Below are 25,709 nucleotides of genomic sequence, written 5' to 3' on the forward strand. Positions count from 1 at the left end.
TGAATCATGACCCGGTTCGTCGAAATCCTGCAGCAATCGCTTCGCTATCTGGGCTACGTCGTAGCCCTGCTCGTTGTCGTTCTTCTCGGCGCGATCGGTTTTGTCGGATTCACCGATGCCGGGGCGCGGCTTGCCGCCTCGCTGATCGAGGATGCAACCTCGGGTTCCGGCACCCGGATCGCCATATCCGACCCCTCCGGCCTGCTTACCGGTCGCCTGCGTGCGGGCGCCGTCACCTTGAGCGACAGCGAGGGCGTCTTTGCCGAGATCAGGGACGTGGCGGTCGATTGGTCTCCCCTGGACCTGGCACTGTTTCAGTTCAACGCCACCCGCGTGGCGGCAGAATCGCTGACGGTGAACCGCAGGCCGGTACCCGGTCCCGAAACGACATCGCCGCCGTCCAGCGAGCCCTTCTCGCTGCCGGTCACAGTCCAGGTCGACAGCCTAGACATCCCGAACATCCTCATCGCCGAGGCGGTGGCAGGCCAGGAGCAGCGGCTGCGACTGACGGGTAGCGGCGGCGTCGATCGCAGCAGCGTCGCGCTCAACCTGGCATTGACGGAGAAGGACAGGAGCGGCGCCTCGGCCATAGCCGACATCCTCTTCAACCCCAATCAGAACGAGCTCCGCCTGAACGCTGCCATATCGGAGCCGGCCGGCGGCATGCTCGCGCGGGCGCTTCACATTCCAGGCGAACCCGCCGTCACCATCAACCTCACCGGCGACGGTCCGCTCTCGCAATGGACCGGCAAGCTGACGGCGGCGCTCGCGGGCACCCGCGTCCTTGAGCTCGACGCCAGGCACGACCTGTCCACCGCCGGCCTGCATACAGTGGCGCTGAACGGCGGCGGCACGTTCGAAGATCTCCTGCCGCCACATCTGCGCCCGCTCTTTGCCGGCACCACCGAGATCGACGTGGCGGTCGACACCAATGGCAAGGACCTGTTGCGCGTCGAGCGTGGACACGTCACCTCAGATGCGATCGCGCTCACCGCCTCCGGCGCGCTTCAGGCGACCGGTGAGAACAATCTCAGCATCCTGCTGAAGGGCAAGGACGGCACCACGCCGATCCCGATCCGCTGGCCGCTCGCAAACGGTGAGTTCGCGGCGACCCTCCATGGCGTGCAGGCCGTCGCGTCCGGACCGGCGCAAGCCACGAAAATCAGCATCAACGTCAACCTCGCCGAAGCAAGCCTGCCACAGGGCCGGCTCGACAGCATTCTGCTGACGGCCACCAGCGCCGACTTCAACGTTGCGACGCGCTCGGGCCATGCGACGGTCACGCTGACGGCGGAAGGCTCGTCGATGCACGATCCCAATATCGACCGTCTTGTCGGCACGCCGCTCAAGGTGACCGCGGCACTTGCCGTCTCGCCGCAGCAGATCGCCTTCGACCCCGTAGAGATCGAAAGCAGCAGCCTCGGCGGCCAGATCACCGGCGGCTATCACCTGGGAGCCGGCACCGGTACGGCAGCCTTCCGCCTGTTCGCCGTGCCCTCGGTGCTGCCCGACGCGATGGCCGCAAAGGTCGAGGGCACCATCGCCCTGGACGGCCAGGCGGCCATCGGCCCCGCCGGCGCGATCTCGCTGACGGAACTCCAGTTGAAATCGAACGTGGCCGAGGCCTCGGGCAGCGTCGAGCTTTCCGGCGGCACGCTGGACGCGAAGCTCGCCGGCAGGCTCATCGACGCAGGCGTTTTTGTCGCTGGCAGCAGCGGCGCTGTCGCCTTCGATGCCACCGCAAGCGGCCCCGCCGATGCGCCGAATGTCCAGGCAAAGGTGACGTCGGAACAACTGGCCCTGTCGGGCCGCACGCTGGACAATCTCTCGATCGATCTTACCGGACGGGCATCCGCCGCACAGCCGGCGGGCGATTTCGCGCTGACGGCTTCGATGAACGGCCAGGCGATCGACCTGCGCTCCAGCGTCCTGTCCGGCGAAGGCGGCATCTCCATCCCCACCATCGAAGGCGTCGTCGGCAACAACAAGCTTGAGGGATCGCTGACGCTTGGCGACAACTTCATGCCGGACGGCACCATCCGCTTCGAGTTTCCCGAACTGGCGACGCTTGCGACGCTCGCGGGGCAGGAGGCGACCGGCGACCTCACCGGCGCGCTGACCTTTACCAACAATGGCGGCAAGGGCTCGCTGACGGTAGCGGCGGAGGGAACCGAGATCCGTCGCGACACGGCCGCGATCCTCAAGCCCGTCCTGCAGGCCGAAATCGAAGACCTCTCGACGGGTGCCGTCACCGGAACGCTTCGCGCCGACGTCGCGCGCGTCGGCGAAAACGATCTGGAGGCGCCGATCGTCAACTTCAGCCATTCCGGCGCCCTCACCGGCTTCGACGTGGCAGGACGCTATGAAGGGGCGCCGCTGGCGATCGACGGCAATGTCGCACGCCATGATGCGACGACCGTGATCGCACTGAAAGCACTCGACGCCGTCGTTGCCGGTTTCCCTCTGAAGCTTCTGGAACCCGCCTCGATCTCGATGCTCGAGGGCAACATAACCTTCGAAAGTCTGTCGATCGGCGCCGGCCAGGGGGTGATTTCCCTATCCGGCTCCGCCAATCCGTCCGGCAACAGCAGCCTGGCCGTGAACCTGACGGGACCGGACGGCGGTCCGGCCGAATATCGCCTGCCGATGGGAGACGGCACCGCCGTCGCCCGGATCGACAACGCCCAGCTGACGCTTTCGGGCGAGCTTTCGGCCGCCGCCCTTTCGCTCGCGGCCAAGGTCAGCGCCATAGAAACCCCGCAAGCGTCGCTCTCGGGGGCCGACGTCACCATTCGCAGCGATGCTTTCGACATCATCGCCCGGCGCGGCAATCTCGGCGTGGCCCTGTCCGCCGGCGCGATAGACGTCCGCAATGACGACGCCAATCGTCTGCTTCAGGCGCCGCTGAATGTCACCGCCGCCCTCGCGGTCACACCGCAGCGCATCGATTTCAGCGACGTCGCCATCAGCGGCACCGGATTGAACGGCCGCGCCGAGGGCCACTTTGTGGCCGACGATGGCTCCGCGGGCGCCAGGATCGAGGCCACGGTTGCAGCGACAGCGCTGCCCGCCACCCTTTCCCCGCGCTTCGACACGCCCTTGCGGCTGACGGCCGATGTCGTCCGCGGCGCCGACGGTACGGTCAGCCTGCAATCCTTCGACGTCGCCTCCGGCACGATCAACGCGGAAGGAACGGCCCGGCTTGCGGGCGAGAACCTGGAGGCCACCGTTTCGGGCACCTTGCCCGAACTTGGCAAGCTTCTGGCGGACGCCAGGGGCCGTGCAACCTTCACGGCGTCCGCTTCCGGTCCGCTTAATGCGCTTGGGGTCAAGGCAGAGCTGAATTCCAGCGGCGCCGAACTCGCCGGCCGCACGCTGAGCGACCTGGTCGTCGCGGTCGACGGCACGGCAGACCGCAACGCACCCTCCGGCAACCTGTCCGCAACCGGCGCAATCGGCGGCCAGGCGATCAACGTGAAGTCCACCATCGCCTCGCAGGATGGACGGATCTCCATCCCGGCCATCGACGCGCGCGTCGGAGAAAACGTCCTGACAGGGGCCCTCACCCTCGACGAAGGCTTCCTTCCTGAGGGCAACGTCAAATTCAACCTCCCCGACATCGCGCTTCTCGCAGCTTTGGCCGGCCAGCAGGCAAAGGGCGACCTTGCTGGCCAGGCCGCGATCAACACGGTCGACGGCAAGACCGCAATCACCCTCCAGGCATCCGGCTCCGGCATCACCCGCGACCAGTTGCGCATCGTCCGGCCGCATATCGACCTGAAGACCGCCGATCTTCGTTCGCTCGCCATCACTGGCAGCGTTCGCGCGGAGGCCTTCGCCTCCGGGGCGAACCGGCTCGATGCGCTGGCCTTGAACTTCAACCAGCAGGGCGCGCGCACCCTGTTCACTGTCGGCGGGCGCTTCGACGGCGCCCCGCTCACGGTCAAGGGTTCGGTCGAACAGCAGCAGGGCGGGATGAAGATCGGTCTCGACGCGCTTCAGGCGACGCCGCGCGGCATTGCCATCCGCCTTGCGCGGCCGGCAGCGCTGACGCTGCGCGACGGCGCCGTCGCATTGAACGAATTCACCATCCAGACCGGCACCGGCAACATCGCCGTCAGCGGCACCGCCGGCGACAATCTCGGCCTCGCGATCCGCATCAACGCCGTACCGGCGAGCCTTGCAAAGGTGTTCTCCGCCGGACTTGGCGCCGAGGGCACGATCGGCGGCACGGTCAATGTCAAGGGCAAGGCTGCAGCACCCCAGGTAACCTACGCACTGACCTGGAACAACGCCGCCACGAGCCAGACCCGGGCAGCCGGCGTCGGCGCGCTGACGATCGCGGCGGACGGGCAGTTCGCCAACAATTCGCTCCGCGTGCAGACGCGGCTTTCGGGACCGAGCGGACTAGCGTTCAGCGGCGGCGGCACCGCCGGTGTGGCCGGAAACATGCCGCTTAATCTGACCTTCTCCGGCACCCTGCCGTTTGCCCTTGTCCAGGCACAGCTCGGAGCACAGGGCTTCGTGCTGACCGGCAACGCCGCGGTGAACGTGGCCGTCAGGGGGGCCGCACGCAGCCCCGCGATCACCGGAACCATCGCGACCTCCGGCAGCCGTCTCGTCGATGTCCGGCGCAACGTCGCACTGGAAAACCTGACGGCACGCATTTCGCTGGACGGCCGCCAGGCGGTGATCCAGCAGTTCAGCGGCCGCGTGGCCACGGGTGGGGAGGTTACGGCGACCGGAACCATCGGCATCGTCCCAGGATCTAATTTCCCCGCCGACATCTCGATCCGCCTGAATGAAGTCACCTATGTCGACGGCCGGCTGGTGAATGCCAAAGTCGGCGGCAACCTGACCGTAAGAGGCCCCCTTCTTGCGGGTCCCGTGCTCGGCGGCCGGATCGACATTCGCAACGCCAACATCACCATTCCGCAGAAATTGCCGGGGTCGCTCGCCGAAATCGACATCAAGCACAGGAATGCCCCGGCCGACGTGAAGGAAATGGCCGCCATCCTGCAGGCCGACGAGAGTACCGGCACGAGCGGCAATGCCCGCGGCATCGGCCTCGATCTGCAGATCCAGGCGCCCAGCCGCATCTTCGTGCGCGGCCGCGGGATCAACGCCGAGCTGGGTGGCGAACTTACCCTGCGCGGCACGTCGATGAACCCTGTGATATCCGGTGGTTTTGACCTTCGTCGCGGCCGCGTTGAAATCCTTGCCAAACGGCTCGACTTCACGAGCGGCCGCATCGGCTTCACCGGCGATCTGATACCGACGATCAATTTCGTGGCGACGACGAGCGCCAATGCGACCACGATCAACATCACGATCGCGGGCCCCGCCAACAACCCTGCGGTCAGCTTCACCTCCTCCCCGTCCCTGCCCCAGGACGAAATCCTGGCGCGCCTGATCTTCGGCCGCTCGATGAACAACCTGTCTGCGTTCCAGATCGCCCAGCTCGCATCCGCAGTGGCCGATCTGGCGGGCGGCGGCGGTGGCTCGCTGCTGAACAGCCTGCGCAGCAAGCTCGGCATCGACGATCTCGACATCACCACCGATTCGCAGGGGCGTGCGGCCGTGTCGGCAGGCAAGTACTTGAACGACCGCACCTACCTCGAACTGAAGCAAGACCCGGAGACCGGCGGCGGCAAGGCGGCGATCAACCTGGACATCGGGCGCGGCGTCAAGCTGCGTGGCGAAGCCGGCAGCAATGGCGCCGGCGCTGCGGGCATCTTCTACGAAAAGGAATACTGAGGCCGCGAGCGTTCGCGTTCCCGAAGCGCACCGCCTTCAGGCAAGCACGTTCTTCGTGGTCTTCAGCAAGATGTTCGTCTCGGTCGAGTTGATTCCATCGATCAGACGGATGCGGCGGAGCGTCTCGTCGAAGGTGGCGAGATCCTTGTCCTCCAGCTCGGCGATGAAATCCCACCTGCCATTGGTGGAGTGAAGCGCGCGCACCTGAGGCAACCCTCGCAGTTGCAGGGCCACGCGGTCGGCCATCCTGCCCAGAACCTCGATCATGACAATGGCGCGCACGCCACTGCCGCTGAGTTCGGCGCCGGTCCGGATCGTGAAAGCAGCGATCGTCCCCGTTTGCACAAGCCGATCGATGCGCGCCGAAACGGTAGCGCGCGCCGCCCCGGTCATTGCCGCCAGCGACGATACGGGCATACGCGCATTGTGGCGAAGCGCGCCGATAAGCGCGTGATCGAGATCGTCCAGAGTTATCATTTTGCAAAATCCAATTTATCATTTTGCGCAATTGATGAAGCTAATTGCCAGTATTTCATCTTTTTGCCAACAGGCAGACCGACGATAATCACACGAACACCGGCGCAAGCCGCCCTGAAAATACGCTCTGCGGGGAAACCGACAAGAATGAAGGCAGGCAGGAAGACCATCTCGCTGATCGGCGCACCGATCGAGGAAGGATCCGGACGTCGCGGCGCCGCCATGGGGCCGACCGCGCTGCGGATCGCCGGCATCGATACCATCTTGGCCGACCTCGGCTACATGGTCGTGGATGAGGGTGACCTCCGGCCAGCGCCGGCCCGCGACCTCGCCAATCATCCCCGCGCCAACAACCTGCAGGCCGTTGCCGCCTTCACCCGGGCGCTAGACAGCGCCGTACACGAAGCCGCGCGCGCAGGCCGCCTGCCGATCACGCTCGGCGGCGACCATGCGCTTGCCATGGGCAGCGTTTCCGGCATGGCGCGCTACGCCGCCGAGGTCGGCCGGCCGCTGTTCGTGCTCTGGCTCGATGCGCATGCGGATTTCAATTCGCCCGACACCTCTCCGTCCGGAAACATGCACGGCATGCCGGTCGCGTTCTTCTGCGGCCAGGCCGAGTTTGCCCCGATCCTTAACAAGGATCGCCCGCTGGTGGATCCCAGGAAGGTCTTCCAGGTTGGCATCCGCTCGGTAGACGAGCGGGAACGCGTGGAGATCGCCGAGCATGGGGTCAACGTCTACGATATGCGCGCCGTCGACGAGACCGGCATGGCACGCATCATTCACGAGATCCTCGATACCGTCAGCCATGCCGACGGCCTGCTGCATGTCAGCTTCGACGTCGATTTCCTCGACCCCGAAATTGCGCCCGGCGTAGGCACGACCGTACCCGGCGGCGCGACCTTCCGGGAAGCACACCTGATCATGGAAATGCTCTGCGACAGTGGCCTTGTCTCATCGCTCGACCTCGTCGAACTCAATCCGTTCCTCGACGATCGCGGCAAGAGCGCCCGCATCCTGGTGGAACTGACGGCGAGCCTGTTTGGCCGCCGCATCCTTGACCGGCCGACCCGCAGCGCCTGAAATGCAGCCTGGCACGCGGGCCTGATACGCGAGCCTGACACATCCGGAGAAAACGATGACCTCGACCACCGAACGCCTCATCGAGACCGAACACCGCCTCGGCGCCCATAACTACAAACCGCTCGACGTGGTCCTGTCGCGCGGCGAGGGCGTCCATGTCTGGGATGTCGACGGCAACCGCTATCTCGACTGCCTCTCCGCCTACTCCGCCGTCAACCAGGGTCATTGCCACCCCAAGATCCTCGCCGCGATGACGGAGCAGGCCCAGAAGCTGACGCTGACCTCGCGCGCTTTCCGCAACGACCAGCTCGCCCACTTCTACGAAGAGATCGCCGCCCTCACCGGCTCGCACAAGGTGCTGCCGATGAACTCCGGCGCCGAGGCGGTCGAGACGGCGATCAAGGCCGTGCGCAAATGGGGTTACGAGGTCAAGGGGGTCGAGCGCGACAAGGCCGAGATCATCGTCTGCAACAACAACTTCCACGGCCGCACGATGGGCATCGTCGGCTTCTCCACCGATCCCGATGCGCGCGAGGGCTTCGGCCCGTTCGCCCCCGGTTTCAGACATGTGCCGTTCGGCGACATCGAAGCCTTCCGCGCGGCAATCAATGAAAACACCGTGGCTTTCCTGATCGAGCCGATCCAGGGCGAGGCCGGCGTTCTCATTCCGCCCGCCGGCTATTTCACCGAGGTGCGCGAGCTGTGCACCCGCCACGGCATCACCCTCATCCTCGACGAGATCCAGACCGGGCTCGGCCGTACCGGAAAGCTGCTCGCCGAAGAGCATGAGCAGATCGAGGCGGACGTGACGCTCGTGGGCAAGGCGCTTTCCGGCGGCTTCTATCCGGTCTCGGCAGTCCTCTCCAACAGCGAAGTACTCGGTGTCCTCAAGCCGGGCCAGCACGGATCGACGTTCGGCGGGAACCCGCTGGCATGCGCCATTGCCCGCGCTTCGCTACGCGTCCTGACCGAGGAGGACATGATCGGCAACTCCGCCCGCATGGGCGAGCGCTTCAAGAAGGGCCTTGGCGAAATCCGCTCCAACATCGTCAGGGAAGTGCGCGGTCGCGGCCTGATGTTGGCCGTCGAACTCGACCCGGCAGCCGGCGGCGCACGCAAGTACTGCGAGGCACTGAAGGAGCGCGGCATCCTGGCAAAGGATACGCACGGCGACACGATCCGCATTGCTCCGCCACTCGTCATCACCGCCGACCAGGTCGACTGGGCGCTGGAGCAGTTCGAGGCCGTCCTGCGGGTCTGACGCAGACGCAAGGCTTACACTTCAGTGCCCCGCGGTTTGAGCAAATCCTTAACCCGGTCGCTGCTATCCTTCGCCCAGAGTTTTCAATTGCATGACGAACTGGGGCGACACCTGATGACGACTATCAAGACCACCGGCTTCGCCGGCGACACCCTCGAGATCATTGCCTTCCGCCTGCATGATCAGGAATTCTGCGTCAAGACGACGACGATCCGGGAAATCCGCGGCTGGGCGCCGTCGACGCCGATTCCGCATTCGCCGCCTGAAGTAATCGGCGTGATGAACCTGCGCGGCACCGTGATCCCGATCATCGATCTGGCGCACAAGCTCGGCATGAAAACAACGGTGGCAAACGAACGCAGCGCCATCGTCGTCGCAGAGGTCCACAATATGGTCGTCGGCCTTGTCGTCGATCGCGTTTCCGACATCCTCACCATTGGCGCCGATCAGATCCAGCCGGTCCCGGAAGTCACGACATCGTTCGACAAGGTCTATGCGGAAGGCATCATCGCCCATGAGAACGGCATGATCTGCTTCCTCAACCTTTCACGCATGTTCAAGGAACGGGAGATCGACGAACTCGCCGCTTGAAGTCTCGCTGTTCAGCAAAAGTACACGCATTGAGATGGCCGGCTATTGACCGGCCATTTTTCGTTTCCGGCCCTTCCCGGCGCCATCTGCTTTGGCTCGTACCACTGTCAAGCAGCCGCGGGCGCGTGAAGGAATATTGACGGAGCGCAATTTGTCGCCCCTCTGTCTTCATTTATTTTTATATATGTTTCTATATATGATGATGAGCGCCCCTTGAGAGCGCCTTTTCGGCATGAGGCCGCAATCCCAGAGATCTCACACGCCTTATACGCGATGCGTCCCGGCCGCCGCCACGGCCTGGCCGGCTGAATAACAAGGTCGCAGCACCATCGCAGCGAATGCGCGGCGGAGGCCGCTTAGCGCCGTCGCGGACGTGGAAGTCCGCGCCTCTCGCATTTGAATGCGCTGCTCAATCTCCATGAGGGACAACATGCTTTCATTCGGTACATCAGCAGATTCTGACCGTATACTGGAAGCCATCTCGAAGTCGCAGGCGGTCATCCAGTTCGACCTGACCGGTCGCATTCTCACAGCAAACGAAATTTTCTGTCGCGCGCTTGGCTACGAACTCAAGGAGATCGTCGGCCAGCATCACCGCATCTTCTGCGAACCGGACTATGCCGAGACACCGCAGTATCGCGAATTCTGGGTCCGTCTCGGCCGTGGCGACTACGACGCCGGCGCCTACAAGCGTCTGGGTAAGGGCGGTCGCGAAATCTGGATCCAGGCCTCATACAACCCCGTTTTCAAGAACGGCAAGCCGTACAAGGTTGTAAAGTTCGCCACCGATATCACCGAAGCAAAGAGGCGCGCGCGGGAGGATGCCAGCAAGCTGGACGCAATTTCGCAGTCGCAAGCGGTGATCGAATTCACGCCCACGGGGGAAATCCTGACCGCGAACGAGAATTTCTGCGCGACGCTCGGATATCAGCTTTCCGAAATCCAGGGCAGGCACCACAGCATGTTCTGCGATCCGGACTACGCGCGATCGGGCGAGTACGCCGATTTCTGGAAAAGCCTGGCGGAGGGCCGCTTCAACTCAAACGAATTCGTCCGCTATGGCAAGGGCGGCAAGGAGATCTGGATACAGGCGGCCTACAACCCGATCCGCGACCTCAACGGCAAAGTCTACAAGGTGGTCAAGTTCGCCACAGACGTGACCGAGCGCATGTCGGCGATCACCGCGTTGGGCGGCGGTCTGAAGGCGCTTTCTGCTGGCGATCTTACCCAGAACATCGCCACCGCCTTCGTCCCCTCCATGGAGCGCGTCCGAAAGGACTTCAACGAGGCCGTCGCAAAACTCAACGGTGCGATGCACGCCGTCGGCGAAAATGCCAGCGTGATCGCAGCAGGCGCCCAGCAGATCCGCGATGCAGCCGACCAGCTCTCACGGCGCACCGAGCAGCAGGCCGCATCCGTAGAGGAAACCGCCGCCGCCCTCGACCAGATCACGACGACGGTCGCCGATTCCAGCCGCCGTGCCGAAGAAGCCGGCACGCTGGTTGCTCAGACCAAGGCCGGCGCCGAGCACTCCGGCGACGTCGTCGCCAGCGCGATCGCAGCGATGGGGCAGATCGAGCAATCCTCACGCGAGATCTCCAACATCATCGGCGTCATCGACGACATCGCCTTCCAGACCAATCTGCTGGCACTGAATGCCGGCGTCGAGGCTGCCCGCGCCGGCGAGGCCGGCAAGGGTTTCGCCGTCGTGGCTCAGGAGGTGCGGGAACTGGCGCAGCGCTCGGCAAGTGCGGCAAAGGATATCAAGGCCTTGATTACCGCCTCGAACGGTCATGTGAAGAACGGCGTGACGCTCGTCGACCAGACCGGCAAAGCGCTGCGGGACATCCTCGTCCAGGTGCAGGAAGTCAACGGGAACGTCACCGCGATCGTTCAGGCAGCCCGCGAGCAGTCGACCGGTCTGCGCGAAATCAACCAGGCAGTAAACGCGATGGACCAGGCGACGCAGCAGAACGCGGCAATGGTGGAGGAGAGCACTGCGGCGAGCCACACCATGGCCCGCGAGGCCGATGCGCTGCACGAACTGTTGCGACAGTTTCGCATGGACGAGAAACAGACGATCGCGACGTCGGATTCAGGTCCCGTCGTCGCTCAGCGTCAGCCGCCAAAGGCGCAGAGCCCGCTTCGAATGGTTCACGCCGGCGGTTCCGCCCCAGAGCGCTGGGAAGACTTCTAATCCCACTCTCTATTCGAACTCCGCGGGACGGTCGCATTCGGGCGGCCGTCGTTGCGTGTAAGGGTGGCTAGACAGAGACGAGGGAGAGAGAAGCTCCCTCCGTCAGGCACGCAATCGCCTGCCGCAGTTGGCTCAGGCTCGTGCCCGCGCCGTCACCCGGCGCACATGGGCCTGCCAGGCCGACGCCGCTCCGGCGGCAACGGTCTCGAGGAACTGGTCAAGCAGACGGTTGAAAGCGTCCGGCCGGGTCCAGAACGGTGCATGCCCGACGCCGGCAAGGACGGTGGGACCGTCACCGAAGGGCTCGGGAACGTGGAGACCTGACAGGTAGCCAAGGCGCACGAACGGGTCGTCGGCCCCGTCGACGAAAGCGACCGGAACGTCCGATGCCTCGATGGTCCGGCGCTGGTCGGCACCATCGCCGCGCGCCAAGCTTTGCGCAAACGTCGACCGGACGAGACCATCCGTTCTCAGGATCAGGTCCGTAAATGGAGCTGGTTCCGTCGCACCGAAACACAAGGCCGAGAACCGCACAGCGTCGCGTTCGGTGAAGGTCTGCTTCGTCGTCAGCAGCAGGTCGAAGGAGGGATGGAAGGCGCGCAACATGCCGATGATGCCGCGGGACATCGGCGGAGCGCCGCTGAGCATCAGCCCGCGGATCCTCGTGCTCCGGCTCATCCATTCGATTGCCACGTGCCCGCCGAGCGACCAGCCGAAAACCGCGAGCCTCTTCAGGTTCAGCTGCTCTGCGAACGCCTCCAGGCAATCTGCAAAGCCTGTCACCGTGTATGTCGAGCCTGGCTGCGCGGCGTTGTCCGAGCCGCCGTGCCCCGGCAGGTCGAGCGCGATCAGACGCCACCGCCGCACCAGTTCGCTGTCGAACTGGCGTTCGAAGACGCGCCGTGAAAAGCTGGAGCCATGGATCAGAAGCACGGGAAAGCCCGAGCCGCCGGTGTCCGTGTAGCGCACGGCCCCGTGATTGGTCACGATCATCTGGCTGTCGGGCATCACGGTCAACTTCCAAGCAGGATATGTGCACGCCTGCACAGAATCACCGCAGGAGGCTACGCCAGGGATGGTAAACAATCCCTCAATCTGCGCGCTGTATCAGACGCACGCCATCATCGGCCGTCCCGCAATCACAAGATGCGGAAAGGCGGAGAACCCGCATTGCAGCGGCTGCTAACGCCCGCTATGGTTCATATGGGACTGAACGGGGATCGCGCAAAACGCATGCGTCGCCCGCGCGGAATCCAACGCCCGATGTGCTCCGGGCCAAAGTGAAGCCGTTGCGTACGCCCGGATACCGCCGGCACAGGGACGGGCGAGAGGGGAACCGGCTTGCCCGGTAATGAGATGGAAACAGCGCTCGATATCGTCATCACCTGCATGAGCCTCGTGGTCGTCGGCTTTTACAGCTGGTCGCTGCGCGGACACTTTTCATCGCCGCGCGTGCCCGATGGCTTCAAGGTCGTCTCCTTGGCCGTCGCGCTGACCACCTTCTACTTCCTCTACCTAGTCTGGAGCATCACCCAGCCGGTGTCTGCGCAACTGCTCGGCCTCGCCCTCGAAACCCTCGCCACCGCGATCTTCTGGTGGGCGATCGCCGCATCCAAGAAGGCGCGTCTTCGCTACGCCTTCGACCCCGATCATCCGGACAGCCTGGTGACGACGGGTCCCTATCGCTACGTGCGCCACCCATTCTACACCTCCTACATCATCTTCTGGGCCGGATGGGGCGTTGCCACCTGGACAGCCTGGGCGGCTATTCCGGTCGTTGCTTTCGTGGTGATCTACGTGATCGCGGCGAAGGGCGAGGAGAAGAAGTTCGCGTCCACGCCGCTGGCGGCAGAGTACGACGCCTATCGCCGCCGGACCGGCTTCCTCGTTCCCAGGTTCGTCGGCGCGTAAGAGCAGTCGATCCGCGTGGCCCGCGGCCTGAAGCCGATATCTCGACTATGCTGCAGGCGGATGATCGGTCGATCCGCTGGGTGCGGGGCGCTTGATCAGCGGCGCGGCCGCCAGAACCATGGGGTCGAGCCCCTCGCCGCTGCGATGATCGACGATGTCGAAAAGCTGCCGCCGCATGCGCGGTTCCCAAAACTTGTTGATATGCGTGGCGACCCCCTGCGGCCCTTCCGCCGCCGGCTGAGAATGGAAGAAGGTCGCGATCTGGTTGGCCATGCGGACCAGCTTGGCGTCGTTGGACATAAATGTGCTTCCTACCCGTTTCCTGCCCGGCGCGCGGTTTCCCCGGAGGAGGAAACGACGCGCTCGGCGCCCGTGAAAATCTCGAACTCGTCACCGCGCACGAGCGCGATCAGGGTCATACCCGCCTCCTCTGCCGTGCGTATGGCAAGGACGGTCGGCGCGGATATGGCGACAATGAAGGGGCTGCCGACCACCGCCGTCTTCTGCACCATCTCGACCGAGACGCGGCTTGTGACGACGACGGCGCCGGACGCGCCGCGATAGCCGGCCCGGGCAGCGGCCCCGGTCAGCTTGTCCAAGGCGTTGTGGCGGCCCACGTCCTCACGAACGGCGATCAGGCCCTTCCCGGGAACGAAGAAGCCCGCGCCATGCACGGCCCGCGTCTCCATGTGCAGCGGCTGCTGCCCGTTCAGGAGCCGGACGGCCTCGACGACCTGGTCCTGCGTCATCGTCAGCGTGGAGGCGCGAACCGAAGGTGTCACCCGAACGGCCTGCTCGATCGATTCGATGCCACAGAGGCCGCAACCGACAGGACCTGCCATGTGACGGCGACGCGACACAAGCGCTTCGCTCTGTGCATCAGCCAGCCGGATCTGCAGGTCGATGCCCCTCTCCTCGCCGACGATCTCGACGAGTTCGATCTCGGCCGCATCCGCGACGATGCCTTCCGTCAGGCTGAAGCCGACGGCGAAATCCTCGAGGTCGGCCGGCGTCGCCATCATCACGGCGTGGGTGGAGCCGTGATAGGTGAAGGCGACCGGCATCTCTTCCGGCACGATCCGCTCGCCGGCGGCGAGGCGGCCGGCACGGCGGGCGAGTTCGGGCACCTTGGCGGTGGTGTTGAAGACAGTCATGCGGGCCTGTTGCTCTCTATTCCGCCGCCTCCAGCTTGCCGGCGATGCGGCGCGAACGGCGGGCCTGTTCGTCATACTCGACCTGCCAGTCCGACGGACCGTTGGAAGGCGAAACCTGGACCGCCGTGACCTTATACTCCGGACAGTTGGTGGCCCAGTCGGAAAAGTCCGTCGTGATCACGTTCGCCTGCGTATCCGGGTGGTGGAAGGTGGTGTAGACGACACCCGGCGACACGCGATCGGTGATCAGCGCATGCAGCGTCGTCTCGCCCGAACGGCTTGCGAGGCGCACCCAGTCACCATCGCGGATGCCGCGGTTCTCGGCGTCGTGCGGATGGATCTCCAGCCGGTCCTCCTCATGCCAGACGACGTTGTCGGTCCGCCGCGTCTGCGCGCCGACATTGTACTGGCTGAGGATGCGGCCGGTCGTCAGAAGCAGCGGGAAGCGCGGCCCGGTCTTCTCGTCGGTGGCGACATATTCGGTGCGGATGAACTTGCCCTTGCCGCGCACGAAGCCGTCGACGTGCATGATTGGCGATCCTTGCGGGTGCTTCTCGTTGCAGGGCCACTGCACCGAGCCCATCTTCTCCAGGTAGTCGTAGGAGACCAGCGCGAAGCTCGGCGTGGTCGCGGCAATTTCATCCATGATCTCGGACGGGTGGCGGTAATTCCACGCAAGGCCCATCGCCTGTGCCAGCTTCTGCGTCACTTCCCAGTCGGCCAGGCCGTTGCGCGGCGTCATCACCCGGCGGACGCGGTTGATCCGGCGCTCGGCATTGGTGAACGTCCCGTCCTTCTCCAGGAAGGTGGAGCCCGGCAAAAAGACATGGGCGTAGTTCGCCGTCTCGTTCAGGAACAGGTCCTGGACGACCACGCACTCCATCGCGGCGAGACCCGCCGACACGTGCTTCGTGTCCGGGTCGGACTGCAGGATGTCCTCGCCCTGGATGTAGATGCCCTTGAACGAGCCTTCGACGGCGGCATCCAGCATGTTGGGTATGCGAAGGCCCGGTTCGTTGGAGAGCGACACGCCCCAGAGCTTTTCGAAGGTCTCGCGCGTCGCGTCGTCGGAGATGTGGCGATAGCCGGGAAGCTCATGCGGGAATGAGCCCATGTCGCAGGAGCCCTGCACGTTGTTCTGCCCGCGCAACGGGTTCACGCCGACGCCCGGCCGGCCGATATTGCCGGTCGCCATCGCAAGGTTGGCGATCGCCATAACCGTCGTCGAACCCTGGCTGTGCTCGGTGACACCGAGGCCGTAGTAGATCGAGCCGTTTCCGCCCGTGGCAAACAGCCGTGCCGCACCACGGATGAGCTCGGCAGGAACGCCGGTCAGTCCTTCGACCGCCTCCGGGCTGTGCCGTTCCTCAGAGACGAAGGAAGCCCAGTCCTCGAACTCCGACCAGTCACAGCGCTCGCGGATAAACGTCTCGTCAAAGAGCCCCTCGCTGACGATCACATGAGCAAGGGCGGTGACGACGGCGACGTTCGTGCCGGGTCGTAGCGGCAGATGGTAGCTCGCCTCGACATGCGGTCCCTTGACGAGATCGATCCGGCGCGGATCGATGACGATCAGCTTGGCGCCTTGCCGCAGCCGCTTCTTCAGCCGTGAGGCGAACACCGGATGGCCGTCGGTCGGGTTGGCCCCGATGACGATGACGACGTCGGTCTCCTCGACCGAATCGAAATTCTGCGTGCCCGCCGAGGTGCCGAAGGTCTGGCCAAGGCCGTAGCCGGTCGGCGAATGGCAGACGCGGGCGCAGGTATCGACGTTGTTGTTGCCGAAGCCGGCGCGGACGATCTTCTGGACGAGGTAGGTCTCCTCGTTGGTGCAGCGCGAGGACGTGATGCCGCCGATCGAATCGCGGCCGTACTGGTATTGGATGCGGCGGAACTCGCTTGCCACATGGGCAAACGCCTCTTCCCAGCTGACCTCTCGCCACGGATCGGAGATCTTCTCGCGGATCATCGGGTTGAGGATCCGGTCGCGATGCGTCGAGTAACCATAGGCGAAGCGGCCCTTGACGCAGGAATGGCCGCGATTGGCCTGACCGTCCTTCCACGGCACCATGCGCACCAGTTCCTCGCCGCGCATCTCGGCCTTGAACGAGCAGCCGACGCCACAATAGGCGCAGGTGGTAACCGCCGAATGCTCCGGCTGGCCGATCTCGATCACCGACTTCTCCGTCAGCGTCGCCGTCGGGCAGGCCTGCACGCAGGCACCGCAGGAGACGCATTCGGACGAAACGAAATCCTCGTGCATGCCTGCGGAGACGCGGCTGTCGAAGCCGCGGCCCTCGATCGTCAGCGCAAACGTGCCCTGCACCTCCTCGCAGGCGCGCACGCAGCGCGAACAGACGATGCATTTGGAGGAGTCAAAGGTGAAATACGGGTTGGACTCGTCCTTCGGCTGCCATTTGATGTTGATCGCCCCGTCATTGCGCGCGCGGACGTGGTTCTCGCCCTCATAGCCGTAGCGTACGTCGCGCAGTCCGACCGCACCCGCCATGTCCTGCAGCTCGCAGTCGCCATTGGCCGCACAGGTGAGGCAGTCGAGCGGGTGGTCGGAGATGTAGAGTTCCATCACGCCGCGGCGCACGTCCTTCAGCCGCGGCGTCTGTGTCGAGACGACGAGACCCGGCGCCACCGGCGTCGTGCACGAGGCCGGCATGCCCGCCCGCCCCTGGATCTCGACGAGACAGAGCCGGCAGGAGCCGAAGGCGTCCATCATGTCGGTCGCGCAGAGTTTCGGAATCTCGATCCCCGCGTCCATCGAGGCGCGCATGATCGAAGTCCCCTCGGGCACCGTGACCTCGCGACCGTCGATCGTCAGCGTCACCATCTTTTCCGACTTGGAGGCGGGCGTGCCGTAGTCGATTTCATGAATAAGGGACATGGACCGCTCCTCCGAGAAAATTCTTATTCAGGGGCACGCGCCCCTCATCCGCCTGCCGGCACCTTCTCCCCGTATCAGCGGGGAGAAGGGCGAAAGCTGTAGCGCCGCCAGTCTTTGCAAAGCATGCGCCAGGCACACCCCACCTCCCCGCTTGCGGGGAGAGGGCTAGGGTGAGAGGCAATTTCCTGAAGGACGATCGCGTCATTCCGCAGCCTCCACCCTTGGCGCCGGCGAAAAGTCCTCCGGGAAATGTGCCATGGCGCTCAGCACCGGATAGGGCGTGAAACCGCCGAGCGCACAGAGCGAGCCGAACTTCATCGTGTTGCAGAGATCGCCCAGCAGTTCGCGGTTCTTCTCCGGCTCGATGCCCTGCGCGATCCGGTCGGCGACTTCCACCCCGCGGGTGGAGCCGATGCGACAGGGCGTGCATTTGCCGCAACTCTCGATCGCGCAGAATTCCATCGCAAACCGGGCCTGCTGCAGCATGTCGACCGTGTCGTCGAAGACGACGATGCCGGCATGGCCGATCAGCCCGTCCTTGGCCGCGAAAGACTCGTAGTCGAACGGCGTGTCGAACAGGGCGCGCGGGAAATAGGCCCCGAGCGGCCCGCCGACCTGGACCGCCTTGACCGGCCGCCCGCTTGCCGTGCCGCCGCCGATATGATCGACGATCTCGCCGAGCGACAGGCCAAAGGCTGTCTCGTACAGGCCGCCATGTTTGACGTTGCCGGCGATCTGGATCGGGATCGTGCCGCGCGAACGACCCATGCCGAAATCGCGATAGAACGCCGCCCCGCGGTCGAGGATGACCGGCACGGAGGCAAGCGAGATGACGTTGTTGATCACGGTCGGACAGTCGAACAGACCCTTGTGGGCCGGCAGCGGCGGCTTGGCGCGAACGATGCCGCGCTTGCCCTCGAGGCTGTTCAACAGCGCCGTTTCCTCGCCGCAGACATAGGCCCCGGCACCCACGCGGACTTCCATGTCGAAAGCCCGTCCCGAGCCGAGCACCGAAGGGCCGAGAATGCCCTCGCGCCGCGCGATTTCGATCGCCTCGCTCATGGTCGCGATCGCATGCGGATATTCGGAGCGGGTGTAGATGAAGCCCTTTGTCGCGCCCGTCGCGAGGCCGGCAATCGCCATGCCCTCGATCAGCACGAAGGGATCCCCCTCCATGATCATCCGGTCCGCGAAAGTGCCGGAATCGCCCTCGTCGGCATTGCAGACGATATACTTCCGGCTTCCCGTGGCCTCCAGCACCGTCTTCCACTTGATGCCGGTCGGGAAGCCCGCGCCGCCGCGACCGCGCAAGCCGCTGTCGGTCACTTCCGTGACGATCGCCTCCGGCGCCATGGCGATCGCCTTTTCCAGACCGGTGAGGCCGCGGTAACGACGGTAGTCATCGAGCGAAAGCGGATCGGTGATGCCGCAGCGGGCAAAGGTCAGCCGCGTCTGCTGCTTGAGGAAGGGAATGTCCTTCGCGGCGCCATGACAGAGCGGATGATCCGCACCCGACAGCAATCCGGCATCGAACAGCGAAGCCACGTCCGAGGGCTTCACCGGGCCGTAGGCGATGCGCTCGTGACCGACGACGACCTCGACGAGCGGCTCGAGCCAATGCATGCCGCGCGAGCCATTGCGCACGATGGCAACGTCGAGACCGCGCGCGGACGCCTCGCTCTCGATCGCAGCCACGACCCGGTCGGCGCCGAGCGCGACCGCTGCCGCATCCCTGGGAACGTAGATGCTGACGGTCATCGGCGCGCCTCCTGCACGAGTTCGGCGGCCGAGGCGGCATCCAGCCTTGCATGCACCGCGCCGTCGAGCATGGCCGACGGCGCGCAGGAACAGAGCCCCAGACAGTAGACGGGTTCCAGCGTGACCGCGCCGTCGAGCGTCGTCTGGTGGAAGTCGATGCCAAGCAGCGCCTTGACCCGATCGGCGATCGCATCCGCCCCCATCGACTGGCAGGCCTCGGCACGACAGAGCTTCAGCACATGCCGCCCGGCCGGATGGTCTCGAAAATCATGATAAAAGGTGACGACGCCGTGCACCTCGGCGCGCGAAAGGTTCAGTTCCTTCGCGATGACCGGCAGGCTTTCCTGCGGGACATAGCCGAATTCGGCCTGGACCTCGTGCAGGATCGGCAGCAAGGGTCCTTCCAGATCCTTCATCGCATCGATGATGGCCAGGGTCCGCGTTCCGACGTCACCGGAAACGTGCAGGTTCATTCGCAATCCTCCCGAACGGCACCGAAGCAAAACGCCCGCAGGGCAGAATGATCCTCAATGCCTTGAAACGGCTCGGCAAAGGCAAACCCTCCCGTTTACCGATACCACACCGTCAAAGCTTCTCAGGGAAGCCGAAAGGGGTCAATAAAGTCGTGCCGTCGATCGATAGTTTTTTTCTATCAATATTGCGCCTGTTCCGAGAGAATCCGCGCCTCATGCAGCAGCGCCGATACCAGCGGCGTGAAGGGTTCGCGATGGGTCGCCACCAGGCCGACGATGTGATGCGGTGACGGATCGACGATGGAAACTATACTGATTTCATCATGAAATCCGAAGGAAAGGGCAACATTTTCCGGCATGATGCTACACCAGCGCCCCGTCCGCACATGGGAGAACAACACGATCATCGAGTTCGATTCGAGCGTGGGCTTCACCGTGACGCCGGCTTCGGCGAAGTGACTGTTGATGATCCGGCGGTTCTGCATGTCGGAAGTCAATAGGCAAAGGCTAAGGTTGGCGACATCGCGCCATGTCACGCTTTCGCGATCGGCCAGCGGACCATGCTTCGCGGTGATCAGATGGTAGCGCTCGACGTGCAGCGGCACGCTGGTCACCCGGCCGAGCGGCTCGTTCTCGAGATAGGTCAGGCCTGCGTCGATTTCGAGATTTTCCAACAGGCTCAGGATCTTGAGCGATGTCGTGGAGAGCACCGAGAAAGTCACGTCGGGATGCTTCTCCTGAAAGGGCGCCGTAATGCGCGGCACCATCGCAAGCGTCGTCGGGATGGCGGCAAGCCGGATATGGCCGGAAAGCCCCTTACGCGCCGCCCGCATCTCCTCGCGCATGGTCCGCGCATCGCCGACGATGCGCCGCGCCCACTCGAGAACGCGCTGACCTTCCGGCGTAAGCCCCTGAAAGCGCGAGCCGCGGTTGACGAGCACGACGCCGAGCTGGTCTTCCAGCTGGCGAACGGCCGCAGACAGCGTCGGCTGCGAGATGCCGAGCTCCTCCGCCGCCCGGGCGAAGTGCCGCTCCCGTGCCAGCGCGATAAAATATTCAAGCTTGTCGATCATCCGCATTCCACCCCAGCGCTCTCCCATTCATACAAAAGAACGGTGGCGCGACAAACCTTTACCGCCCTATAGGTGGAGGCAGGAAGAGAACGAGAGGTTGAGGAGCGAAGGAATGACGTTCAGGGCACTTCTGGTGGACAAGGGCGCGGACGGCGCCATTTCAGCCTCGGTTCAGGATCTGCCGGACGAACGGCTGCCGGAGGGCGACGTGACCGTCGCAGTCGAATATTCGACGCTGAACTACAAGGACGGGCTGTGCGTTGCCGGCAAGGGCGGGCTCGTCCGCGCATATCCCCATGTTCCCGGCATCGATTTCTCGGGGACGGTGGAGGCATCGGCCGACCCCCGCTACCGCCCCGGCGACAAGGTGATCCTGACCGGCTGGCGGGTTGGCGAGATATGGTGGGGTGGCTATGCGACCCGCGCGAAAGTGAAGGGTGACTGGCTGGTGCCGCTGCCCGAAGCGCTGACGACGCGGCAAGCGATGGCTGTCGGAACCGCCGGCCTTACGGCCATGCTGGCGGTGATGGCGCTGGAAAAGGCCGGGCTGTCCCCGCCGAAGGGCGAGGTTCTGGTCACCGGGGCTGCCGGCGGCGTCGGTTCCGTCGCCGTCGCCATTCTCGGTCGCCTCGGCTACAGCGTGGCTGCGGTCACCGGCCGGACCGAAACAGCCGACTACCTGCTTGGCCTTGGCGCCGAGACCGTCATCGACCGCGCCGAACTGGCCGAGCCATCGGCAAGGCCGCTGGAATCCGAGCGTTGGGCGGCCGCCGTCGACGCCGTCGGCGGCGACATGCTGATGCGGGTCCTAAAGCAGGTGAAATATGACGGCGCGGTCGCGGCGATCGGGCTGGCCGCCAGCGCAACGATTCCCTCCTTCACCGTCATCCCGTTCATCCTGCGCGGCGTGAGCCTGCTCGGCATCGATTCGGTGATGCGGCCGCGCGACGAACGCCTCGACGCCTGGTGCCGCATCGGCACCGATCTGCCGCTCGAAAAGCTTGACGACATGATCACCGAATACGGGCTTACCGATCTGCCGGCACTCGCACCGGCCATTCTCGACGGAAAAATTCGCGGACGGCCGGTCATCAACGTGCGGCGATAATGCAAAAGGGGACGCCGCACGGCGCCCCGCCGCTTCAGACGCCCTGTTCGCGCAGCATGATCGGCCGGCAATAGATGTCGTAGAGCGTGCCCATGATCGCCGTGACGTTTTCGTCGGCGAGACGATAGTAGACCTGCCTGCCGTCACGGCGCGTAACAACGAGCTGGTCCTGACGCAGACGTGCGAGTTGCTGGGAGACGACGGCTTGCGGAAGATCGAGGATCGCCTCGATCTCGCCCACCGTCTTTTCGCTCTCCGTCAGCAGGCAGAGAATCAATAGCCTCGTCTCGTGCGACAGCGCCTTGAGGAGACGACTGGCCTTCCCGGCCTGATTGGCGAAGATGTCAAAACTTCCGCCGGCCTCCATGACCGGACCCGCAGTTTGCCTCATATTCACTCCCGACTCGTGAACGCATTACTCAGCACGGGCTCAACTGTGAGACTGATCTGGGGCAGCCAAAGGACGCGACAAGCAGAAAGTGGCAACTGCACGCAGGATTTTTGCGAGCGTTGCCAATTAGCATCAGCAGATCAGTTGGCCGCCGTTCACCTCCAGCACCTGTCCGGTAACATAACCGGAAAGCGCATTGGAGGCGAGAAAGAGGTAGGCGGGCGCGCAATCCTGCGCGGTGCCCAGCCGCTGCAGCGGGATCGACTTACGTGTCGCCTCCAGCTTCTCGGGCGTGGAATAACGCTCGTGGAAGTTAGTCGTGATCGTCCCCGGAGAGACGCAGTTGACGCGGATGCCGTCCGGGGCGAGCTCGCGCGCAAGCGCCTTCGAATAGGTGGTGACGAAAGCCTTCGTCGCCGAATAGATGGCCGATCCCGGGCTGCCGCCGGTCAGCGCCGAAATGGAAACCGTATTGACGATCGCAGCCGACGGAGCGCGTCTGAGCGAGGGAAGCATGCCGCGCGTCATCTCCATGACCGACGTCTGGTTCAGCCGCACGACCGTCTGGTATTGCTCGTCCGTCAGCGCATCGGCCGGGAAACGGCCGACCATCGTCCCGGCATTGTTGACCAGCACATCCACCTGCTCGAACAGGTTTTCGGCATAGCGGACGACATCCAGAACGCCATGTCCGGCCAGGAAATCCGCATAGACGACATGCGCTCGCGCCTCGACGACGGCCTGGGTGAGAAAATCGGGCAGCTCTTCAAGCGGCTTGCGGCCGCCGTGCAGCAGGACATGCGCGCCGCAATCCAGGAACTGCCGGGCGATTTCGAGGCCGATGCCCCGCCCCGCACCGGTTACGACGACATTGGCGCCCTTGAACAAGGCCGGATGAAACATGGCTTTCTCCCAATCGATCTCGCGCCACGACGCCCGTGTCGCAGCGACCGATCCGGTCGGCAACCGAAGGACGCACGGCCGAAACTATATTCACAGAGAGGAGGCGGACTGTGCAAGGCCGGACCGCAATTTCTCTGAACGACGCGCTGTCAACATCTGCTTGCTTGCAGCGGAATTGCGGCGCTTTCGTTTTTGCATATGATGAACCAAAACGAAAGCATGGGAGGATTCGATGTTTCTGACAGGTCGGCAAGCGGACATCCTGGAGCTTGCCAAGGCGGAGGGCCGCGTGCTCGTCGAGGACCTCGCCGCCCGCTTCTCCGTCACCCCGCAGACCATCCGCAAGGACCTCAACGATCTCTGCGACAACAAGGCGCTGACGCGCATCCACGGCGGCGCCCTCTTCCCGAGCGGCAACGAGAACGTCAAGTACGAGGCACGCCGTTCGATCGCAGCCGCCGAAAAGCAGGCGATCGGTCAGGCCGCAGCCGCAATGATCCCGAACAACTCCTCGCTCTTCATCAACATCGGCACAACGACCGAAGCCGTCAGCGAAGCGCTGCTGGACCACAAGGAACTGATGGTCATCACCAACAATATCAACGTGGCCAACAGGTTGCGTGGATTTCCCTCGATCGAGGTGGTTATCACCGGTGGCGTCGTGCGCGGCGCGGATGGCGGCATCGTCGGCGAGGCTGCCGTCGATTTCATCCGCCAGTTCAAGGTGGATTATGCCGTGATCGGCGTGTCCGCGATCGACCATGACGGGGCTTTGCTCGACTTCGACTACCGCGAGGTGAAGGTTGCGCAGGCAATCATCGCCAATGCCCGCCACGTCATCCTCGTGTCCGATTCGACCAAGTTCGAACGCACGGCACCCGTGCGCATCGGCCACCTTTCGCAGGTCCACACCTTCATTACCGACAGTTGTCCGCTCGACAATGTCCGCGCGATCTGCGCCGAGCACGACGTCAGGCTTGTCGAGACCGCCTCAAAAGCCCCCCACCCCTGATCGATTTTCCTTCACCCTTCGTTTGACATTCGTAATATTTTCGTTTTAACTTCCCGTGCTTTCGCAATTGCGCAATATTGTGCACTGCGAAAGTGCAGGGGGGTAAAGTGGCGGACGACGCGGTCAAGGACATCTTTGTCATCGGTGGCGGCATCAATGGATGCGGCATTGCCCGCGACGCTGCCGGTCGCGGCTATTCCGTCGTGCTCGCCGAAATGAAGGACTTCGCCTCGGGCACCTCCTCCGCTTCCACCAAGCTCATCCACGGCGGTCTGCGCTATCTGGAACACTACGAGTTCCGGCTGGTGCGCGAGGCGCTGATGGAGCGCGAGGTGCTCTGGGCCATGGCTCCGCACGTCATCTGGCCGATGCGCTTCGTCCTGCCGTTCCACAAGGGCGGCATCCGGCCCGCCTGGCTGATCCGGCTCGGGCTGTTCCTTTACGACCATATCGGCGGCCGCAAGCTGCTGCCGGCGACGCGCACGCTCGACATGCGCCGCGATCCGTCCGGCAAGCCGCTCAAGAATCTCTTCGACAAGGCGTTCGAGTATTCCGACGGATGGGTGGACGATGCGCGTCTCGTCGTCTTGAACGCGCGTGACGCCGCCGATCGCGGCGCCGACATCCGCGTCGGAACCCGCGTCGTCTCAGCGCGGCGCGAGAACGCCCATTGGGATGTCGAGACCGAGAATATGGCGTCCGGCGAACGCGACGTCGTCAAGGCCCGCATGCTGGTGAACGCCAGCGGCCCGTGGGTGGACAAGGTTCTCGCCGGCGCCTTCGGCCAGAACGACGTGCACAATGTGCGCCTCGTCCAGGGCAGCCACATCGTCGTCCGCCGGAAGTTTTCCGATCCGCGCGCCTACTTCTTCCAGAATCCGGACGGGCGCATCATCTTCGCCATACCCTATCAGGACGATTTCACCCTGATCGGCACCACCGACCGCGACTATGTGGGCGACCCGCACGAAGCCAGGATCAGCGACGAGGAGATCGACTATCTCTGCCGTTCAGCCAGCGAGTACTTCGTCGAACCGGTCACGCGCGACGACATCGTCTGGACCTATTCCGGCGTCCGCCCGCTGTTCGACGACGGCGCCAGCAAGGCGCAGGAGGCCACCCGCGACTACGTGCTGAAGGTGGACGGCAATTCCCAAAAGGCGCCGCTGCTCAACGTCTTCGGCGGCAAGCTGACCACCTATCGCCGGCTGGCCGAATCGGCACTGGAAAAGATCGGCGAGGCGATCGGCGAGAAGGGGCGCAAGTGGACGGCCGGCTCGCGGCTGCCAGGCGGCGATTTCGGCACCGGCGAATTTGACAAGGAGGTCGCCCGCCTCGCCCAGCTCTATCCCTTTGTCACTTCTGCCCATGCAAGGCGGCTGATCCGCCTATACGGCACCCGCGCGACCAGACTTCTGGGCGGTGCGAAGACAATCGAGGACCTCGGCCGTCATTTTGGCAGCGATCTCTACGAAATCGAGGTACGCTGGTTGATGGCAGAGGAGTGGGCGCGGCACGCAGACGATGTCCTGTGGCGCCGTACCAAGCGCGGCCTGCACCTGACAGCCGCGGAGGCGGAGGCATTGGAAGACTATATGACCAAGGCGTTGCAACCCCCGAACTGACGGGGGTTTCCAATGGCTGGGAGGAACATTGGAGACATG

20 protein-coding genes are annotated in these 25,709 nt (G+C 64.3%); 9 read left to right on the forward strand and 11 right to left on the reverse strand.

The annotated features are described in order from the left end of the window. Positions 1-6 precede the first annotated feature (6 nt). On the forward strand, positions 7-5,757 hold the full coding sequence (locus HV823_RS00535; RefSeq protein WP_176947796.1) for a translocation/assembly module TamB domain-containing protein: 5,751 nt from the start codon (positions 7-9) through the stop codon (positions 5,755-5,757). Between the two features lie 36 nt (positions 5,758-5,793). Here HV823_RS00535 and HV823_RS00540 read toward each other — a convergent pair whose 3' ends face one another. Together HV823_RS00540 and HV823_RS00545 are read right to left on the reverse strand one after the other, a co-directional pair. Next, positions 5,794-6,234, reverse strand: a complete 441-nt coding sequence (locus tag HV823_RS00540) for an Lrp/AsnC family transcriptional regulator (protein WP_176947797.1) — start codon at positions 6,232-6,234, stop codon at positions 5,794-5,796. Continuing rightward, entirely contained in the window at positions 6,231-6,404 is a 174-nt protein-coding gene (locus HV823_RS00545; protein WP_176947798.1) for a hypothetical protein, read from the reverse strand. The genes HV823_RS00540 and HV823_RS00545 overlap by 4 nt, the downstream gene beginning before the upstream one ends. Between HV823_RS00545 and rocF the strand changes: the two genes are divergently transcribed. The 4 genes from rocF (at position 6,382) to HV823_RS00565 (ending at position 11,366) form a co-directional block, all read left to right on the forward strand. Next, complete coding sequence (rocF, locus tag HV823_RS00550; RefSeq protein WP_176947799.1) at positions 6,382-7,317, forward strand: arginase; 936 nt, start codon at positions 6,382-6,384, stop codon at positions 7,315-7,317. The two genes, HV823_RS00545 and rocF, sit on opposite strands and share 23 nt — an antisense overlap. A gap of 55 nt (positions 7,318-7,372) precedes the next feature. Then, positions 7,373-8,578: an ornithine--oxo-acid transaminase gene (gene rocD / locus HV823_RS00555; protein ID WP_176947800.1), complete on the forward strand. Its 1,206-nt coding sequence runs from the start codon at positions 7,373-7,375 to the stop codon at positions 8,576-8,578. 114 nt (positions 8,579-8,692) lie between these two features. Further along, entirely contained in the window at positions 8,693-9,169 is a 477-nt protein-coding gene (locus tag HV823_RS00560) for a chemotaxis protein CheW (RefSeq protein ID WP_176947801.1), read from the forward strand. Between the two features lie 430 nt (positions 9,170-9,599). After that, positions 9,600-11,366, forward strand: coding sequence for a methyl-accepting chemotaxis protein (locus HV823_RS00565; protein WP_176947802.1), 1,767 nt, complete (start codon positions 9,600-9,602; stop codon positions 11,364-11,366). Positions 11,367-11,498: 132 nt separating this feature from the next. Here HV823_RS00565 and HV823_RS00570 read toward each other — a convergent pair whose 3' ends face one another. Beyond that, the gene (locus HV823_RS00570) at positions 11,499-12,374 is read right to left on the reverse strand and encodes an alpha/beta fold hydrolase (RefSeq protein ID WP_176947803.1); all 876 of its coding nucleotides are present in this window, start codon (positions 12,372-12,374) and stop codon (positions 11,499-11,501) included. 348 nt (positions 12,375-12,722) lie between these two features. Between HV823_RS00570 and HV823_RS00575 the strand changes: the two genes are divergently transcribed. Continuing rightward, positions 12,723-13,277: a methyltransferase family protein gene (locus HV823_RS00575; protein ID WP_176947804.1), complete on the forward strand. Its 555-nt coding sequence runs from the start codon at positions 12,723-12,725 to the stop codon at positions 13,275-13,277. 45 nt (positions 13,278-13,322) lie between these two features. Here the strand turns inward: HV823_RS00575 and HV823_RS00580 are convergent, their stop codons facing one another. The 6 genes from HV823_RS00580 to HV823_RS00605 form a co-directional block, all read right to left on the reverse strand. Continuing rightward, entirely contained in the window at positions 13,323-13,577 is a 255-nt protein-coding gene (locus HV823_RS00580) for a formate dehydrogenase subunit delta (RefSeq protein ID WP_176947805.1), read from the reverse strand. Between the two features lie 11 nt (positions 13,578-13,588). Then, entirely contained in the window at positions 13,589-14,431 is an 843-nt protein-coding gene (gene fdhD, locus HV823_RS00585; RefSeq protein WP_176947806.1) for a formate dehydrogenase accessory sulfurtransferase FdhD, read from the reverse strand. A gap of 16 nt (positions 14,432-14,447) precedes the next feature. Beyond that, positions 14,448-17,327: a formate dehydrogenase subunit alpha gene (gene fdhF / locus HV823_RS00590; RefSeq protein WP_176947807.1), complete on the reverse strand. Its 2,880-nt coding sequence runs from the start codon at positions 17,325-17,327 to the stop codon at positions 14,448-14,450. 201 nt (positions 17,328-17,528) lie between these two features. Then, positions 17,529-19,085, reverse strand: coding sequence for a formate dehydrogenase beta subunit (locus tag HV823_RS00595; protein WP_176947808.1), 1,557 nt, complete (start codon positions 19,083-19,085; stop codon positions 17,529-17,531). Next, positions 19,082-19,558 carry a formate dehydrogenase subunit gamma gene (locus HV823_RS00600; protein WP_176947809.1) on the reverse strand — a complete coding sequence of 159 codons (477 nt, stop codon included), beginning with the start codon at positions 19,556-19,558 and terminating at the stop codon, positions 19,082-19,084. The genes HV823_RS00595 and HV823_RS00600 overlap by 4 nt, the downstream gene beginning before the upstream one ends. Before the next feature lie 179 nt (positions 19,559-19,737). Then, positions 19,738-20,631 (reverse strand): LysR family transcriptional regulator, encoded by an 894-nt coding sequence (locus tag HV823_RS00605; protein WP_176947810.1) that lies wholly within the window; start codon positions 20,629-20,631, stop codon positions 19,738-19,740. Positions 20,632-20,743: 112 nt separating this feature from the next. Between HV823_RS00605 and acuI the strand changes: the two genes are divergently transcribed. Then, positions 20,744-21,739: an acrylyl-CoA reductase (NADPH) gene (gene acuI, locus HV823_RS00610; RefSeq protein ID WP_176947811.1), complete on the forward strand. Its 996-nt coding sequence runs from the start codon at positions 20,744-20,746 to the stop codon at positions 21,737-21,739. A 34-nt stretch (positions 21,740-21,773) separates the two neighbouring features. Here acuI and HV823_RS00615 read toward each other — a convergent pair whose 3' ends face one another. Together HV823_RS00615 and HV823_RS00620 are read right to left on the reverse strand one after the other, a co-directional pair. Then, the gene (locus HV823_RS00615) at positions 21,774-22,130 is read right to left on the reverse strand and encodes an ArsR/SmtB family transcription factor (RefSeq protein WP_176947812.1); all 357 of its coding nucleotides are present in this window, start codon (positions 22,128-22,130) and stop codon (positions 21,774-21,776) included. A 132-nt stretch (positions 22,131-22,262) separates the two neighbouring features. After that, the gene (locus HV823_RS00620; protein ID WP_176947813.1) at positions 22,263-23,033 is read right to left on the reverse strand and encodes an SDR family NAD(P)-dependent oxidoreductase; all 771 of its coding nucleotides are present in this window, start codon (positions 23,031-23,033) and stop codon (positions 22,263-22,265) included. A gap of 232 nt (positions 23,034-23,265) precedes the next feature. On the opposite strand from HV823_RS00620, the gene HV823_RS00625 reads away from it, so the two are divergent. Both HV823_RS00625 and glpD read left to right on the forward strand, forming a co-directional pair. Next, positions 23,266-24,045 (forward strand): DeoR/GlpR family DNA-binding transcription regulator, encoded by a 780-nt coding sequence (locus tag HV823_RS00625; RefSeq protein WP_176947814.1) that lies wholly within the window; start codon positions 23,266-23,268, stop codon positions 24,043-24,045. Between the two features lie 107 nt (positions 24,046-24,152). Continuing rightward, on the forward strand, positions 24,153-25,670 hold the full coding sequence (gene glpD, locus HV823_RS00630) for a glycerol-3-phosphate dehydrogenase (RefSeq protein WP_176947815.1): 1,518 nt from the start codon (positions 24,153-24,155) through the stop codon (positions 25,668-25,670). Positions 25,671-25,709: the final 39 nt, after the last annotated feature.

The organism is Mycoplana rhizolycopersici (assembly GCF_013378445.1).
Classification (GTDB): domain Bacteria; phylum Pseudomonadota; class Alphaproteobacteria; order Rhizobiales; family Rhizobiaceae; genus Mycoplana; species Mycoplana rhizolycopersici.

Bases quoted from the DNA above. Each gene is read 5' to 3' on its own strand.
- HV823_RS00580 (WP_176947805.1), bottom strand. From the start codon at position 13,577: ATGTCCAACGACGCCAAGCTGGTCCGCATGGCCAACCAGATCGCGACC.
- HV823_RS00615 (WP_176947812.1), bottom strand. From the start codon at position 22,130: ATGAGGCAAACTGCGGGTCCGGTCATGGAGGCCGGCGGAAGTTTTGAC.
- rocF (WP_176947799.1), top strand. From the start codon at position 6,382: ATGAAGGCAGGCAGGAAGACCATCTCGCTGATCGGCGCACCGATCGAG.
- HV823_RS00570 (WP_176947803.1), bottom strand. From the start codon at position 12,374: ATGCCCGACAGCCAGATGATCGTGACCAATCACGGGGCCGTGCGCTAC.
- HV823_RS00595 (WP_176947808.1), bottom strand. From the start codon at position 19,085: ATGACCGTCAGCATCTACGTTCCCAGGGATGCGGCAGCGGTCGCGCTC.
- fdhD (WP_176947806.1), bottom strand. From the start codon at position 14,431: ATGACTGTCTTCAACACCACCGCCAAGGTGCCCGAACTCGCCCGCCGT.
- HV823_RS00575 (WP_176947804.1), top strand. From the start codon at position 12,723: ATGGAAACAGCGCTCGATATCGTCATCACCTGCATGAGCCTCGTGGTC.
- fdhF (WP_176947807.1), bottom strand. From the start codon at position 17,327: ATGTCCCTTATTCATGAAATCGACTACGGCACGCCCGCCTCCAAGTCG.
- HV823_RS00535 (WP_176947796.1), top strand. From the start codon at position 7: ATGACCCGGTTCGTCGAAATCCTGCAGCAATCGCTTCGCTATCTGGGC.
- HV823_RS00605 (WP_176947810.1), bottom strand. From the start codon at position 20,631: ATGATCGACAAGCTTGAATATTTTATCGCGCTGGCACGGGAGCGGCAC.
- HV823_RS00565 (WP_176947802.1), top strand. From the start codon at position 9,600: ATGCTTTCATTCGGTACATCAGCAGATTCTGACCGTATACTGGAAGCC.
- HV823_RS00545 (WP_176947798.1), bottom strand. From the start codon at position 6,404: ATGGTCTTCCTGCCTGCCTTCATTCTTGTCGGTTTCCCCGCAGAGCGT.
- acuI (WP_176947811.1), top strand. From the start codon at position 20,744: ATGACGTTCAGGGCACTTCTGGTGGACAAGGGCGCGGACGGCGCCATT.
- HV823_RS00600 (WP_176947809.1), bottom strand. From the start codon at position 19,558: ATGAACCTGCACGTTTCCGGTGACGTCGGAACGCGGACCCTGGCCATC.
- HV823_RS00620 (WP_176947813.1), bottom strand. From the start codon at position 23,033: ATGTTTCATCCGGCCTTGTTCAAGGGCGCCAATGTCGTCGTAACCGGT.
- rocD (WP_176947800.1), top strand. From the start codon at position 7,373: ATGACCTCGACCACCGAACGCCTCATCGAGACCGAACACCGCCTCGGC.
- HV823_RS00560 (WP_176947801.1), top strand. From the start codon at position 8,693: ATGACGACTATCAAGACCACCGGCTTCGCCGGCGACACCCTCGAGATC.
- HV823_RS00540 (WP_176947797.1), bottom strand. From the start codon at position 6,234: ATGATAACTCTGGACGATCTCGATCACGCGCTTATCGGCGCGCTTCGC.
- HV823_RS00625 (WP_176947814.1), top strand. From the start codon at position 23,266: ATGTTTCTGACAGGTCGGCAAGCGGACATCCTGGAGCTTGCCAAGGCG.